This window comes from Citrobacter freundii complex sp. CFNIH9, from assembly GCF_002903305.1.
GTDB lineage: Bacteria > Pseudomonadota > Gammaproteobacteria > Enterobacterales > Enterobacteriaceae > Citrobacter > Citrobacter portucalensis.
This window is the reverse complement of the sequence record NZ_CP026238.1, coordinates 3,128,297-3,143,831: the sequence shown is the minus strand read 5'-3', so window position 1 is coordinate 3,143,831 and position 15,535 is coordinate 3,128,297. Positions and strand designations below refer to the sequence as shown.

Below are 15,535 nucleotides of genomic sequence, written 5' to 3'. Positions count from 1 at the left end.
TCAACGTTGTGATGCGGCATGTAACAGCGGTGCAGAGCAGGCAGGGGGCTTATGAGAGGGATTTTATAGCGACCTGAAAAGCAAAAAGCCTGCTTAGTTTCCTAAGCAGGCTTCTTAAATATGGCTCCTCTGACTGGACTCGAACTTCATCTATAACTCCTGTTATTAGTGGTTTTGTTGAAATACTATGATTTTTTACCAGCACTTTTACCATCATTATTTAATCTGTAACCATAAAATGTCAATTAAAAACAATTGGTTGTTGTCATTACCTGTTGTCTGTTGCTGCCTTGTAAAGGCTTGATGAACAACATCACGCTGACAGCATTATTATGATTTTTATGCCGTTCTAAGCAGATGATTATTAACTGACAGCACGATTTTTAACATTGTCCATCAGATTGGAGCTGATGCAGGTTGGAGCTGAGTTCACTATGAGTGAGGATCCGCAACCAGTCGATCAGCTCCAGCAACATCTGAAACACCGACATGCTATGCAACAGAGTGTTTTGAGCTGGAGGTGACGTTATTCTCTTTATAAAAACGAGGTCAGATCATATTAATTCCATACTTTCACATTTTAAATGATGATATTTTCATAGCTTGATTCTAATATGGCTTTTGGATTCTGACTTAGATGGAGTTGTTCGTTTACATATTTAGAGACATGTGTCGATAAATAGTCTCGCAATGATTTATCAGTAATAAATTCGCAGTTATTAATTTTTTTAACATCACCTGATAACGCTTTAATTAAATGGTATGTCCATACGCCGTGTTTTAATTCATCACAAGAGAATGAACTTTCTCCAGTTTGGCAAGAAAGGAAAATGCTGTAGCTAGGAAACTCACTTGCTATTAACATGAACTCCTCATAATCCATATTAAAAACGGTGTTTCTTTGACTGTCTTTTTGTAGGTGTTCTGCACAAGAATCAATAAATATCAAGGCATTTTTACAGTATGTGCCTTTCAGAGGGTCTAATAAAATTTCACGTAAAGATACCGTTGTATCCAATAAGTTTGATGGATAAGTATCATAGGTAGTTAAGTAATTTGTAATACCATTATGAAATCCATGCCCTGCATAATAAAAAACTAAACGATCATTCTCTGTTAGTTGAAAAAATATGCTTTTCAAACCATTCTGTAAGTCAGATCTTAAGGCCTGACTATCGGTGAATGAATAAATATCCTCTTCCTTCACATTCATACTGTTAATTAATAATTTTTCGAACTCTAGCGAATCATTATTTGCATATTTCACTGGTGAAATTGTCTTTTCACCTCTTGGGGCATAATTTTCGATAGATATTATGATGGCAAAAGTTCTTTTAATATCAGGGTTATTTAGAGTTTTTTTATTAGTATCGCCCTTTTCTAAAATAGACGAAACCCCTGCTCTAATGTACTTCATGTCATTCAATAGAATGTTATTATTATTTTGTTTTTCCACTTCAATTAAAAATATATTTTTTCCTTCTACATGTACCCACTCATAGTTAATTATTGGGATGTGTGACAACATTGAAATAGCTTTCTGAACCATTCCGACCACATCAATGTTTATATCTAGCCCCACTATTTCTACTGAATTTGTTGTGTTTTCTTTAACTCCAAACATAATTTTTCCTCCATCAGTATTTGCAAAAGATGCGATTACTCGTGCCATTTTTGCTGGAACAAATGGAATTACATCAAAATCTAAAACTTTAGACTTAGCTTTCAATGATGCTGTCAAATTATTTGTAGAGATATTTACCTTTCTGATAGGTATTCTATTTATATCTAGTTGCGTAATTAATTGCCCTATACGTATTTGTCTAGGTGGAGTTTCGCCATCTTCATGCCAAAACTCCGCATCAGCATGTGATAACACATCAAACTCTGATCCATCATAAAGTATGACTTGATTGTTATCTGATGGCCGAGCAACTATAGCAATTTCATGTCCATTTTTTTTAATACCGCCAATGATACTATTAGTAATTTCATAATGGTTGGTACAATCATAATCGTTATGAGTGCTAAGATACTGAAGAATTTTTGCCATAGATCGAGAAATAATAGATTCTGCATATCTAAATTTCTCTAAATCAGCTTCACTCATATGGAAATATTCTGAAGATACTTTTTTATGTGTTGCTAGTGATGATTTGGCCCCTGAAATACTGGTAATTGTTTGATTGTTTTGGTTTTGATGCGTATATTGACTTAAAATTTCTTCAGAAATAGTGATATTTTCTTGTAAAAAATATTTCTGTATCTCTTCAATTTTAGACCTAAGTAAAAAATCCAATTTTTTATCATGCCCTTGCAAACCTAAAAAACGACATAATTGAGTAGGTAATGTTAATAAAACGCTATTTGAATGCCAAGGATTTGTTACATACACCGCCTCCCTATCAAAATGAACATTTGTATCTTTTGTAAAATTAATCTCTGAATATTGTATTTTTAGTTCTGTAGCGTGATTGATACTTAATTTATTGATATTAGACTGTAAGTCTTCTAACGCTCTTAATGTCTCAATGTTATGATTTACATCATGCTCAATCCAAATTCTAAAATAAGGAATAATGTTTGTTAAATGTTTTTCTAGTTCAATACATTTAGATTTGTCTATTGGGATTAACTCAAAATCACTTTGTCTTAAAAGCTGTATGCCTAAGTAATTCAAAAGTGTTTCTAAACGAGGATGTTGTCGATTTTCAGCGTCAAGATTGATAAAACTAAATTGCTCTTGAAAGATTGATTCATTGCCATCTATAAAATATTTTAAAGAACAGCATTTTGTAAATTGATTATGGGTATTTAATAATTTATTTGACTCAATCCATGTTTTTATTATTGTAATTTCATTACCCCCCCAATTTAGACATTGATTCAGGAGGTTTTTATAAATAATATTAATTCTTTGGATGTTGCTTTTTTTTACTACTCCCTTATCTTCTGTGTCTTGTGAAATTTTAGCTAAAACAGATAAGTAATCTTTTAACTCTAATTTAGTGTTAAAATTAAAAAAAGCACGCCATTCAGGAGTAAGATCTATACAATCAAATATTGGTAAATAATTAGTGCCTATATCTATAATTTCTTGTGTGTTTAAAAAAACATTGGGGGATGAATAACAATTACCATCAGTGGTTGGAATACAAGAAATATTTTCTATATACCATGGGATATAGTTACCAACTGGGTCTCCGCTTCTTTGCCCCGGCCTCCCATGATACCCCCAGAATGCAGTCGCACGATTGCTGATTATAGATGGTTCATTATTTGATATAAAATCCCGCCAAAACAAACGTGAAAATTTTATATTATTTTGTATAGCCTCAATGTAGCTTATAACTATAATATTTTGGAATGCATCAGAGCTAAAAGTACTTTGAAAGGGGCTGAAGCGTTTATCTTCAGCATTAAAATACTCTGAACGGTATCCTTCCTTAATGAAGTCATTTTTATTCCTTCTTTGTGGATAAGATACAATAGTTGTGCTATCTCTCACCCTCATCATTTTAAAAAAAAGTTTCCAGCCACTTCTATTACTTTCATCTATGCAATATAAATTACTTACAAAAATATCTAAATCTGATATTTCTTCTATTGCGAATCTAGGGTCATAAAAATTAGATAAATGACATTCATTTGCTGGCTTTAAACTGCCGTTTTTTGTTAATAACCTAATCTGTGATAATCGTTCAATTAGATCTCTTTTAAGATCTCCTTTCTCATATAGGCGAAACAAATCTTGCATGGCTGAAATAGCATTTTCACTCGTAATGTATGTCTCAATATTAGGAATAATGATTTGCTCAATATAGGTTGTATCAGTTTTTTCAGTTACACCTAAACTTTCTAGCCAGTTTTTTATATCTGGTTTATTCCGAAGCCATATTTGGATATCTTCATGGACAAACGATAGAGAAGTTGTTTGATCATTCCATTTTGTATCATCTGATGATGGAAAGGATATTTGTTGAGGGACGCACAATACCTTTTTATGATCGAGAATAAAAGATATGTTTTTCATATCTTCTGCCTTCACATCAGTGGTTTTTTCAAGATGACATAAATAGTGAAAGTGATTTATTAAATCAATATTGTTTTTAGTGGAGTGATTACTTTGAAAAAAAACTGAAAGAAGTAAGTCTGGCACATTTTTCCATTCAAAAGTTGTTGCTCCTAACTCATTAAGTTTTTTTCCATATCCTGTGTTTTTAGTGAAATGTTTATCCTCTGCCGTTAATAATTTTTTGATTGGTTCTTCACCAATGTAATCCTTATCAGATAAAAAAGTGAAATCTACAATAGCATCTTTTACTTTTACTAAATTACCATTTTTAACAGGTATAAAAGAAATGGTTTGTAAAGCTATATCCATAGCTTTGTTAAAATGTTGACCTAAAGTATCACTAAGAATTTTATTTGGAAGTAAATTATAAGCTTGGAATTGATATTCTGATTGGACTAATTCTGCTATCCACTCAAATAGTTTAGTGCCAATTTGTGTAAACAACCATTGGTTCCACGTTGAACTGGCATGAAGAGACTCTCTATTTGCGGTAGTCAGAAAACTCGTATTCACTAAAACTGGAAAGTCATATTTTGTTTCATCTGTTGGCAAATAAGAATATAGTAGTTTATCTGTACGATGTAGTTTAACAATGGAGCCATCTTTTACCTGCGCAGATAAAGTAAGATCTACTTTATCAATATACTTAAATTTATCAGGAATATTTTGGTCATAAGATAGAGAATTTTTGATTTCTTTAGGGATTGAAATTTCGAAAGTTTTTGATAACCAAGTAGATTGACAACTATTATTACACTCTAAGTGAATTTTACCATTAGCTTTCCTATCTATCGCAATATTAACACGTTGTTCGGTGTCAAAAATAATATTAGAAATATTTTTAAGAAAAAGATACATATTTGTTTTTTGAGAAAGTTCTTGAAGAGAAGCTATGATGTCATTATTAGTTTTTAACTCAATGACCGTTGCAACAGTTGCTTTAATAGACTGAAGATATTCATGTATGTTTGTCTCTATCTCGTTTGACTGAAGATAAATTGGAATAATCTGCCAAGGATATTGAAATTTTCTATCATTTTCTTTTTCCCATTTATCCTGTGAGGATTCTTCCCACTGCCAGTTGTGTTTATAATTAGCATCAAATTTAAAATACTCACTATTAGTAAAGATAATTACTTTTTGTGACTGTCCAAATACAGATTTAAAGCCTATTCCTTTATAACCAGTTTTTGTAATATCAGATTTTTTTGTACCATTATTAATATTACAAATTCCTTGAATATCTCTTTCATCAAACGGTTTTCCAGAATGCGAAACAATTAAATTATTGCCTATAATTTTTATCCATACATTAACGGATTTGCCATCAACAGCTGAGTCATCAGCATTCTGTAATAGCTCATAAATGAAACGTTTAGAGTCAGCATATAGGTCTTTTGATAAAGCATCCAGAGAGTCAGCTTGATTTACTGCTTGATTAGGATTTGAATAATTAATATTATCTTGAAATGTTTTTACAATTTTTTCTTTTAAACTAATAATATTACTTTGAGGTTTAAATGACATTTAATATATCCTTTTGGAATTCAATGATGCCCATTTCTTCTAAATAGCTTCTCGCATTGATACTCCACCTATCATTTTGCGGCTCCAGCGCTGGCGGGATGTCATCTTCTGCAAGTGTAGCGCTATTATGAGAAGCTATTCAGTATATTGTTATTTAATATAATATGCCACTACCTTTCTGAGACCCTATCTAAATATCGATTTAATATCTTTTTCTGGCACTCAGCAGAAGAACAGTTTAGGCCACGGCTAAACTTCTTGAAGGTATGAATGAGCAAGTGATTTGCGAGCATTGGTCAAGTCATGTGCAAAAGGGGGCCAAGTTACATTCAACTCTTCAATGTCCTTATCTTAGGCTGAGTGACATTTTTTTCACTTTCTCTATTCTGTTAAATGAGATAGCGTTATCACAACTAAAAGTCAACATTTATAGAGAAAAAAATGACAAAAAAGATGCCTAAAGCGGAAATCGTCGAAGCATTAAGCGAGTGGTTTGATGTAAGCCGTTACGATGTGCTGAAAGACTTAATGCTAGAACAAATCTATGCCGAACTGGAAAGACGGATTTTTGCCTACAAAGCAAGACAACAGTGGGAAACAGCAGGCGAAGAGAACCAAATGCTGGCGATCTACCATGATGCCCAAATCCGTTCAGGTAAAGTCATACATGAGACGAAATGGGTTTCTGATAGCCATATGCTGGCACACAGTTATGCTGTCAGGCCAATGACAAGGACTTCGTTGTTTAACTATGGACGGGCTATGTATCGTCTGGAAAACAACGTGCCTAAAGATGATGTATCAGTGAGTTCTGAATACATATCTGAATACCTGAAACAGGGAGGGCTGAATCCTTCTAACAAGATGCTGATTGAAATTGATCTGGATGAAGCCAGCAGTGACGATCTGGCAGAACACCTAAAAGTGCTTATCACTCAATGGCAGAAGCACCTGAATGTGCCTAAGCCACCGGAAAAAGATTTCCGTTTTGGTCATAAAACATTCCAAAAGATACTGGATTACAAAATCATCCCGTTGATGGATCTCATCGGTTGGGAACAGCTCAACAAGCAGAAAATCCCTTATCCAGTATTGGCTGGCATCCTGCACCCCGATATACGTTATGCCAGAGGCAGCGAGCAAATCAAAGACACTGATTACCCTCTAGCCTATGAGTTCTTGAACAATGATAATTATTTCAAGTCGTTGAATGATTTTTTCATAAAAAACATGCATGTGAAAAGTTCCGATATCCTTGCTGTCATCGGGATGAATGACAAACCTGAAGACAAAAAGAAAACAAGGGATGTTCGCTGAGCCTGAACGTCCCCGGTACTCGCCGTTCATAAAAATCCCCTAAATTCACTGGTCCTGAACTTCCCGCCTGTTCAGGGCTGGTGAACCAACCTAGTTTCTCACAAGCGATATCCATACAATTATTTCCATCAAATGCACAGGAGATAAATATGGTTCAAATCGTAGCAAATAAAAAACAACGTCTTATTCGTTTACCAGAAGTGATTAGAAGAACAGGATTTGGAAAGACATGGATTTATACGCTTATTAAAGCAGGACTCTTTCCATCGCAAGTTAAAACGGGTTTAAGGTCTATTGCCTTTATAGAAAGTGAGATTGATGCATGGATTGAAAAAATCATCTCTGATTCACGACCTATATCTGAATAACAAATATTTTAATAACAAAAAGAGGAAATAAAATGAAAAATATCAATGAGTCATCTACCAATATTTTTACTACTATGGCAAAGAATCTTTATATCTCGGGGATACGTATATATAAAGAACAAGGAGAACTTGAGGTATTAGCGGCTATTATGTTGGATAGCGACAGAACAGAGTTATATCTTTCGCATGTTAAAGATTATCTGGCAAAACGCTTTGATGAACACATGGAAGAAATGGGTAAAAGAGAAAGACTGATTTATGTTGATATGGATAAAGTTATGCATGAAATGAGATATGTTCATACTCAAGTATTACTTTTTAGCATGAGTTAACAACAGCATATTCGGCCCCGAAAGGGGCTAATAAAAAACACAATGAATTAAATAAGCATTTAATTATGAGGGTATAAATATGTCTAAAGAGAAGATAGGTGTTAATAAATCAACCGAACTGTTCTATGACCTTGCATGTAGATCGTTTTCCGCAAGCTGGAATCTGTTCATGGAAGTCAATGGTGATGGAGATGCCAATGACTATCTGGATGATCCGGATTTTATGAGTCCATTTATTATTTATGTGATTGACCATATTCAGAATAACTTTGAAAGATTTACCACACAAGAAGGAAGCTGTGGTGATATTAATCAGGTCAACTTTGAACAAGTAGCAGCCCTGCTGGTAGGGTATTCAGAAAACTTTAGAAAGTAAGAACTAGTCTTGCCCCGCAAGGGGCCAACTATAAACAAAAGGAAAAACAGATGAAGAATGATATGACAGTAATCGTAAGTATGTTATGTGAAAAAACACCTGAAGTGATGAGTCTTATCCAAGAAAGCTTGGATATATTTATCGCATTAAGAGGTAGCTCTGTCGAAGAAATCATGAATGACAAGACCTTGTTAGATGATTTAAATCGTTATGTAAATGAGACACTGTATGATGAGATGGATCTGGAATATGGTTCTGTAATCATCAAAATAGTATCTAATATTTAACTTAATAAAAGGAATCAGTATGAAAGAAATTATTTTAAATGAAAGTAATAAAATGACAATAAATATTATTACAAATGTATTACAGGGATATTGCGAAACGATCTATAGCATATCCGAAAAGCAACCTGAAACAGCCATGAGTATTTTAACAGGAGAGGTATTATCAGAGATACTTTATGATGTTTTGATTACCTGTGAAGTTGAAGATTATGTTAAAAGAGGACGAGGCAAAGATGTATCTGAGATCAATATAGATGAGTTAAAGGAAACGATTTTATACTGGCATAAAGAGCATGTCATTGAGCTTGTATTGAAAAACATAAAACCGGATGATGCAGATGAGCATATTTACTGGAAGTTAAAAATGACTGTGAATCAGTATTGAAAATGGCAATATTCCCTCGTGCAGAGGGAAATAATCCTGTAATGAAACGGAGATAACCAATATGATTGATGAGTTCAATGTTATGTATATGTATAAAAAAATCCAAGCTGAAGCTGCTACTACCGACATCAAAACACTGGAACAGCTTTTGAAGAAGTTCCGCAAAGTTGTTGCGGAGCGTCGGGAAGAATACTATCAGGAGATTGGTGAGAAGAAAGCACAAAATTTGAGGGCTAAGAGATTACAACAGTTGCTTGAGAAAATGGGGCGTGATCGTGTATCACCGGAGGATCTTATAGGTTAATGACAATTAACAAGATCGTGTGTGTTTGATTTTTAATACTAAAGTTTTATCTGTGATTGCCGATACTTATCCTGAATATTATCTTTTCTGAGGTCATTATGGATTCTGACGATAAAAAATCAGGTAAATTTTCAGGTGCAACGGCAGCTTTTGGGGCATTAGGCAGCATCGGTAAGAAAGTTCTTGCAAAAAAAGATACCGCCCAAAGTGAGGATGGTGAAATCACTGAATCAAAAGTCATGCAGGTACTGGACTGGGCCTATGATAAAGCCTGTAATGGTGTTGTAGGTTTGGATTCGGCGCAAGAGCTTGCTGCACCATATTTGAATGGTGATGGAGAACTTGTTGATAAGGTTAATGCGCTAATACGATGGCAAAATACAAAAGCGGGAACATCAGGCTTTATCACCGGCCTTGGTGGAATAATAACGCTCCCGGTGGCCATTCCAGCTAACATTTCAAGCGTCATATTTATACAAGTTCGTATGATCGCAGCAATTGCACATATGGGCGGGTATGATTTAAAAGATGACCGTGTTAAGACACTTGTATATACTTGTTTAACCGGAAATGCTGCGAAGGATATAGTGAAAAATATAGGTATAACAATTAGTACAAAAATGACAAATACCTTAATTAAAAATATTTCTGGTGAAACAATAAAAGCTATAAATAAAGCGGTAGGATTTAGGCTTATAACTAAGTTTGGGCAAAAAGGTGCTATTAATCTTGGTAAAGCAATACCACTAGTTGGTGGTGTCGTTGGTGCTACATTTGATAGTGTATCCACCAATACTATTGGGAATATATCCCGTAATATTTTCATTGAAGAAAAAATACCTGAATGATGTTTGTATGGTGATAATTTTCAGTTCTGGCTTTTAACTATTCTAAATAGGTCGTGAAATGAAATCTTTAGACCGAGATTTAGCAAAAAAATTAATAAGAGCTGTAGGTTCGGAATATGAGTATCAGGTATCTGGTAATCCTCAAGATGCAGTTTTTGATGTTTACTTTGCTAGAGAAAAGCACGGTATCGCATTTCAAATTAGACATTCAACACATCCGTCGGCACAAGATGGCGGATGGCTACAAGTGCACCACTATGAGGGAGAGCCTGCGGATTGGGGACCTGCATTACATTCACTGAGAACAATGGGTGATGTAGTTGCATTTTGCCAAACGTTGATAACGTTCTCTCAAATAAAATCCAAAAGGCAAGCGTAGATAAATTACACTGTTATTCCTCTGGCATATATTAAGTTCATACTTGGTAAATGCCAGATTAATGCAGAACTGATGCATTTAAAAAGACAATTTTCTTCTTTTTTTATTTGAGGACTCAAAATCTGATGAGATAGAAGAAAGCTGTTCCAGACTCTGCTCAACAGAGCGCTGGAATTCAAGAGCGGCCTCTGTGCGTTGTTTTATCACCAGAGCAATGATTTCTGTATCACTTTTTTCTTCAATGGCTTTTCTGTAAAGTATTCGTTCATTAATTAAATCAAAGTTTCCTGATGATTTAGCAGCGGTGTTAGCTGCTGAGTAACTTATAGGATTAAGCTCACTAATAAAGCTATCCAAAAGAGATTGTCTTTTCTTATCAAGCCTGCGCAGTGTGGTATGTGCAGACCTATATTTTTTTATTTCATATGCAAATGTATCATCATCATCACGTAGCTTACTATATCCTGCTCTATATTCATCCATTGATGGATGATTTTTGAGTTCTTCAATCGTATTAAAATAAGCTAATAAATCAGTGTTGTCTAATTGTACTTTTCTCATATATACCTCGTTAATAAATAGTGGATATATTTATATATTAAGGTGTATAGAGAAGGTGTCAAATTAAGGAAAGGGTTAAATATTTTTTTTTACTTTTGTAGAATAAAAACTATCAAGTATGTTTTTTCCATTATTGTTGTCCTGTTTTAGGATGCAGCTTTTAAATAGATGTCGATATCACCTACGTCTTTTCTTGCCGCTTCATTTTCTTTTGTTCTTTTATATACCTTTCGCGGCTTATCGATCTGGACACTGTTTTTAGCATTAGGAACAGCATTATTTTTCTTCTTCTTGCTAAAAACAAAGGCATCTGTGTAGATCTCTTTATTTTCAGTTTCCAAAGATAAGTTTCGTCTTTCTTTCTGTGAAAGATCTGCATAATGCTCTGGATATTGTTCAATATCAGCATTGAGGCTTTTTGCATTACTCAAATGCTCTTTACGTTTTTCATCAAGTTGATGACTCATACCCTTGGCAAAAATATTAGAGTTGATATACAGGTGTCCATGATGTTCAACGAGAATACCTTTTTGTTTTAGCTTTTTGAATATGTTTGACATATTACCGGATGCGATATTCAACGCTTTACAGAGTGATGACTGTGAGAGGTTGATTAGGTTTCCAAACTCCATATATTCTAAGATATAAGTCAACACGCGGAATTCATTCTTAGATATATCCAGATCAGAAAAAACACGAAAGTTTGAAGTAAAAGCAAAAACATAAGGCTGTGCAAATGAGATCGCTTTATCTTCTTCTGTTGCAATAACGGTGGTTGATTTTATATCTTTGTTTTGTAGCAAGTGTCTTGCGATATCAATCTTTTGCTCTGTGGTTAATGTTTCAAATAAGCGAAGTAGTTCAGTGTCATTAGTATTCATATTATTCTCTCTTATAGTTCTTATTATGCCTATTTAATACTATGCAGAAAAATGAAAGTCAATAGTTAAACTATAAATAAAATAGAACTTTTATTATTATGATGTTGCTATATGTTAAAAAAACTATGTTTAAACATAGATTCCGCTATGTTTAAACATAGGAGGGTTCTATGTTTAAACATAGGTGTCTGCTATGTTTAAACATAGGAAAAAAAGGTGTGAAGCCCCGATTTTATTGGGCTGGGATAGTGCTTATAATTAAATAATTAGTAAGAAGTTAAGAGAGTCTAGTTTTCCTTTTATCTTATGTGCAGAGCGTTTTACGTAAAAACATATGGTTTTCTTGGGGTGTATTTTCAGCGAAGTGATTGTTTCATACAATCACGCAGCGCTGCTGATGTTTCAGGAATACTGCAATTGCTTACCTTTATTTTATTGGCGGCTGTCGCCGCAATTCTTCATTGATAAATCCATCATTAACAGGGATGAACCCTGTTTCAGCAATGTGATTGTTTTGAACAATCACTAAGTGCTGCTTCTATGAATATAGTTTTCCTATGCGTTTAAGAGCAAATACTATATTTTTTAGTGCTAATACTGTTATGAAATATAGGATCTAAAATATTTAATCATGAATAAAAGAATAGATGTTGATCCTTTTGGCTTTCCCCTAAAACATAGCAAATACCATTGTCAAATCGTTAAATATATTTTACAGCGTTAGGGCGTAGCCGTGCGTCAGCACATGAGCGTTAGCTCATAAGATAAATATCTTTTCAAAAGAATAATAAAAACAGGTAGAACGTTTATTAAATGAGTTAAATTTGATTTTTACCGATTCGATATGGTATTAAATAATAAAAAAAGAAGGAAAATAAAGGATGAACAACATTAAGATTATTACGCTCTTTCATACAAATAAAAAAATACCATTTATGACTTGTATTGTTAAAGATGTTGAAGAAAATGAACAAGGAATAAAACTCACTTTGGAAAGTGGTGATAATATCCATGTCAAAGATTATGGCTATTTCTTCTTATCAGAATCAGCAAATGAGTTTGATCAGGAACGAATGATTAATACATACAGAAGATTGATTTCTGAACTCAGCCAAGTTAGCGAAGAAACAATAGAGTCCTTAGTTCCGAAGATATCGAATAATATGAAAACCAATTTCCCGGCAAGTGGTGTGAGTGCTTTGGAAGATGATTGAAAAATCTGAATGGTAGCTACCATTCCATATGAAACAGTATATTAAAACATGCGTTGCATACAGGTTTTTACAACACCATATCTGAAGATAGCTACATTACCTGAGATCTAACAATCCCTGTCTGCGTAATGGTCGACAGGGTATTATCTGTTCCGACCTATACCTTTCTATCTCCATCCATGTGCAAACAGCTACTGACATGGCTCTTCGTGTACATTACACGTCTTATTGATCGATATAAAAGATCAATAAACTGCATTTGATAGATTTTAACTATCAAATTAGCGTCAATTGATCGGTGTTTTAATTGTTTATATCGATCGATTATAGATATATGATAGTTTTAATCTATCAAATGATTTGAATTCGATCGATACAAACGATATGACGAACAGAAAAATAAATTGAATCCTATCAATTGATTAATGCTTTTTTACAGCCCAGAGAGACCAACCTATGGGTAGGGCTGTCTTTGATATAAAGTTTCCACACATTGGGGATAGATATGAAATTACGGATAGTGATGCCACTGGTGCTGTCTGCTGCCGCACTGACAGGATGCCAGCAACTCAACGATGGCGTGAGTAAAGTCAATGGGGCAATCAGCTCTTCTTTGTCTTCAGTAGGTAAAGCGCTGAATGGAAGTACCGCCACTCAAAATCTTGGTCCAGCATCACCAGTATCAGGTCTGGGTGCTGTCTGCAAAGACTATGAAGAAAACGCAATGGCAGCAGAAAAGAAATGGACAGGCAAAAGGATCTCTATCAGCAATGCCACAGTTCTGGAAGTTACTAAGGGCAGAAGTGCAAGCGATATGATGACGGGTATGCCCAAATCAGCCCCCCACTATTACCTGCTCTTTAAAACTGCCGATACAAGCTACTGCGGCGGTATGGTTTGGCTGGATTACTACTCTGGTATTGATGATGCCGTTCTTACTTACAAGAAAGGCCAGAAAGTCAGCGTTACTGGAACGGTAAACAATTTCGAAGTTCGTGGATTTGCCACAGTAAACAATGCCGATATGCCAGTTCGTCTGGTTGTTCTGAGAAACGGCACTATCAATCATTAAAAGGGATGAGAACCATGCGTCAATTTTTAGCCATTGCTGGCCTTGCTGTGTTGCTATCAGGCTGCGGTGAAAAAGGCGATTTTGAGAAAGCGATCAACGCGAAAATTTCACAATCAAAGCTGTGCTACTCACTGCAGAACAATGACTTTGCATTCAATAAAGGTTTTCCTATAAAGGTTAATCATGGCTACCGTTCTGCAGGATACAATGTTAGTGATGAAATCCTTAAAGGACTTGCTGAACAAGGGTTGCTCACTGTTTCACAACAGGCAAATGGCTTTAGCAGTGTCGATGTTCTGGAAGTAACAGACAAAGGGCAAAATGTTGAGTTTTGGAACCGGGCAGAAGGTGCGTGTATTGGTCATCGTGAAGTTGATGAAGTGAAGGAATGGACTGAGCCGGGCAACGGTAATCAGCAGGTTGTTCATGTTAGTTATACATGGAAGTTGGCGGATGTTCCTTCATGGGTGGATAAAAAAGCATTCGCAAACGTCAAGGGTATGAATGAACCTGAAGATGGCGCAATTAATTTAGTTAAAACAAGCAATGGCTGGAAAGCGCTCTAAGGGGTCTATCATGGAAAACAATACAATCCAGTGTCCGTTTTGCCTGAAAGAGAGCCAGCGCGGTGTGCATGTTTGTACTGGCTGCATGGCGACGGTTCTGTATGGAACCTTCCCCGGCTGGTATGCTTTCATTGTTATAGTATTGACCTTCGGCCTGTCTATTCTGATCGGAATGTCTACAGGTATGGCGGGAGCTACTATCAGCCTACCGATAATTGCGGCTGTTGGGTTTGTCGCAGGTAAGGCGATCTTCTCTGATAATGTTGTGTTCAGGAGAAGGATGTAGAAGTTAAAGTGAAAAGAGCTATGTTTTATCATAGCTCTTTTTAATTTCATTTGGGCTATATGAATTTATATCTGATAAAATAAACCATAAGAGCTGTAAAACGTTTAAAGATATTACCCTGACGTGGAGTGGTCTTATGCTTTCTTTCACTGTAAGGGGCGCTTCCGGATGCCTTGTTTGAGGTTTTAGATGGAGCATTCCCCGGCTGGTATGCTTTCGTGGTTATATTATTGACCTTCGGCCTGTCTATCCTGATTCAGAAAAAAAAGTATGTGCGATGCTCAACTTTAGCATTATGAGAAGGAAAAAACCGACCTAAGGTCGGTAAATGGCACGGGGAGAGCTTTTCTATTATATTGTTTAAAATGGATGAAAATTTATTACTAAGTATGATTTGTTAATTTCTATTTAATGTGTTTTGAAAAAGTTGTGTAGTTATTTTATACGGCATTTTTACATAGAGCTTAAGTTTATTTTTGTGATGTGCGTCATGAGATTGTGTTTATTTTGTCATTGGCTGAATTGAATTTTTTATAGTAAGTGTGTCTACTTCCTCTAGAATCATTGTTTTTTGATTAATGTCAATGTGTTCTCATGCAAGAGATATATATTTAAAGAATGTATCATGTAGAGAGGAAGTAAGATGAATGTTAACGAGCAACAAACTGTAGACAACTACGAGATTGATATCTGTGAGTTTGAGGAAGTAAAGGATATTGATCCTGTATCCAAAAGAAAGACTCTTGGATGTTGGGGG

The 15,535-nt window shown here is 34.9% G+C and carries 16 protein-coding genes; 13 read left to right on the top strand and 3 right to left on the bottom strand.

What is annotated here, in order from left to right:
* Window positions 1-580: 580 nt before the first annotated feature.
* A complete protein-coding gene (locus C2U43_RS16210; RefSeq protein ID WP_103245476.1) occupies window positions 581-5,602 on the bottom strand; it encodes a sacsin N-terminal ATP-binding-like domain-containing protein in 5,022 nt (1,673 codons plus the stop codon).
* Window positions 5,603-6,043: 441 nt separating this feature from the next.
* On the opposite strand from C2U43_RS16210, the gene C2U43_RS16205 reads away from it, so the two are divergent.
* The 9 genes from C2U43_RS16205 (at window position 6,044) to C2U43_RS29415 (ending at window position 10,198) form a co-directional block, all read left to right on the top strand.
* Window positions 6,044-6,919: a DUF6387 family protein gene (locus C2U43_RS16205; protein ID WP_103245477.1), complete on the top strand. Its 876-nt coding sequence runs from the start codon at window positions 6,044-6,046 to the stop codon at window positions 6,917-6,919.
* A 149-nt stretch (window positions 6,920-7,068) separates the two neighbouring features.
* A complete protein-coding gene (locus C2U43_RS16200; protein ID WP_103245478.1) occupies window positions 7,069-7,287 on the top strand; it encodes a helix-turn-helix transcriptional regulator in 219 nt (72 codons plus the stop codon).
* Window positions 7,288-7,319: 32 nt separating this feature from the next.
* The gene (locus C2U43_RS16195; RefSeq protein ID WP_103245479.1) at window positions 7,320-7,619 is read left to right on the top strand and encodes a hypothetical protein; all 300 of its coding nucleotides are present in this window, start codon (window positions 7,320-7,322) and stop codon (window positions 7,617-7,619) included.
* A gap of 79 nt (window positions 7,620-7,698) precedes the next feature.
* Window positions 7,699-7,995 (top strand): hypothetical protein, encoded by a 297-nt coding sequence (locus C2U43_RS16190; protein ID WP_103245480.1) that lies wholly within the window; start codon window positions 7,699-7,701, stop codon window positions 7,993-7,995.
* Window positions 7,996-8,045: 50 nt separating this feature from the next.
* On the top strand, window positions 8,046-8,282 hold the full coding sequence (locus C2U43_RS16185; protein ID WP_048221736.1) for a hypothetical protein: 237 nt from the start codon (window positions 8,046-8,048) through the stop codon (window positions 8,280-8,282).
* A 19-nt stretch (window positions 8,283-8,301) separates the two neighbouring features.
* Window positions 8,302-8,667 carry a hypothetical protein gene (locus C2U43_RS16180; RefSeq protein ID WP_103245481.1) on the top strand — a complete coding sequence of 122 codons (366 nt, stop codon included), beginning with the start codon at window positions 8,302-8,304 and terminating at the stop codon, window positions 8,665-8,667.
* A gap of 61 nt (window positions 8,668-8,728) precedes the next feature.
* Window positions 8,729-8,971: an H-NS family histone-like protein gene (locus C2U43_RS16175; protein ID WP_103245482.1), complete on the top strand. Its 243-nt coding sequence runs from the start codon at window positions 8,729-8,731 to the stop codon at window positions 8,969-8,971.
* Window positions 8,972-9,069: 98 nt separating this feature from the next.
* Entirely contained in the window at window positions 9,070-9,819 is a 750-nt protein-coding gene (locus C2U43_RS16170; RefSeq protein WP_084831986.1) for an EcsC family protein, read from the top strand.
* Window positions 9,820-9,877: 58 nt separating this feature from the next.
* The gene (locus tag C2U43_RS29415) at window positions 9,878-10,198 is read left to right on the top strand and encodes a hypothetical protein (protein ID WP_126502050.1); all 321 of its coding nucleotides are present in this window, start codon (window positions 9,878-9,880) and stop codon (window positions 10,196-10,198) included.
* A 78-nt stretch (window positions 10,199-10,276) separates the two neighbouring features.
* Here C2U43_RS29415 and C2U43_RS16160 read toward each other — a convergent pair whose 3' ends face one another.
* Together C2U43_RS16160 and C2U43_RS16155 are read right to left on the bottom strand one after the other, a co-directional pair.
* On the bottom strand, window positions 10,277-10,759 hold the full coding sequence (locus tag C2U43_RS16160; protein ID WP_100280100.1) for a DUF4756 family protein: 483 nt from the start codon (window positions 10,757-10,759) through the stop codon (window positions 10,277-10,279).
* A 146-nt stretch (window positions 10,760-10,905) separates the two neighbouring features.
* Window positions 10,906-11,640, bottom strand: coding sequence for a DNA-binding protein (locus tag C2U43_RS16155; RefSeq protein ID WP_103245483.1), 735 nt, complete (start codon window positions 11,638-11,640; stop codon window positions 10,906-10,908).
* 881 nt (window positions 11,641-12,521) lie between these two features.
* On the opposite strand from C2U43_RS16155, the gene C2U43_RS16150 reads away from it, so the two are divergent.
* The 4 genes from C2U43_RS16150 to C2U43_RS16135 all read left to right on the top strand — a co-directional run bounded on the left by C2U43_RS16150 (window position 12,522) and on the right by C2U43_RS16135 (window position 14,778).
* Window positions 12,522-12,854 carry a hypothetical protein gene (locus C2U43_RS16150; protein WP_020239715.1) on the top strand — a complete coding sequence of 111 codons (333 nt, stop codon included), beginning with the start codon at window positions 12,522-12,524 and terminating at the stop codon, window positions 12,852-12,854.
* 505 nt (window positions 12,855-13,359) lie between these two features.
* Window positions 13,360-13,926 (top strand): hypothetical protein, encoded by a 567-nt coding sequence (locus tag C2U43_RS16145; protein WP_001588078.1) that lies wholly within the window; start codon window positions 13,360-13,362, stop codon window positions 13,924-13,926.
* Between the two features lie 14 nt (window positions 13,927-13,940).
* Window positions 13,941-14,492, top strand: a complete 552-nt coding sequence (locus tag C2U43_RS16140) for a hypothetical protein (RefSeq protein WP_001248726.1) — start codon at window positions 13,941-13,943, stop codon at window positions 14,490-14,492.
* Window positions 14,493-14,502: 10 nt separating this feature from the next.
* The gene (locus C2U43_RS16135) at window positions 14,503-14,778 is read left to right on the top strand and encodes a membrane protein (RefSeq protein ID WP_000430100.1); all 276 of its coding nucleotides are present in this window, start codon (window positions 14,503-14,505) and stop codon (window positions 14,776-14,778) included.
* Window positions 14,779-15,535 lie beyond the last annotated feature (757 nt).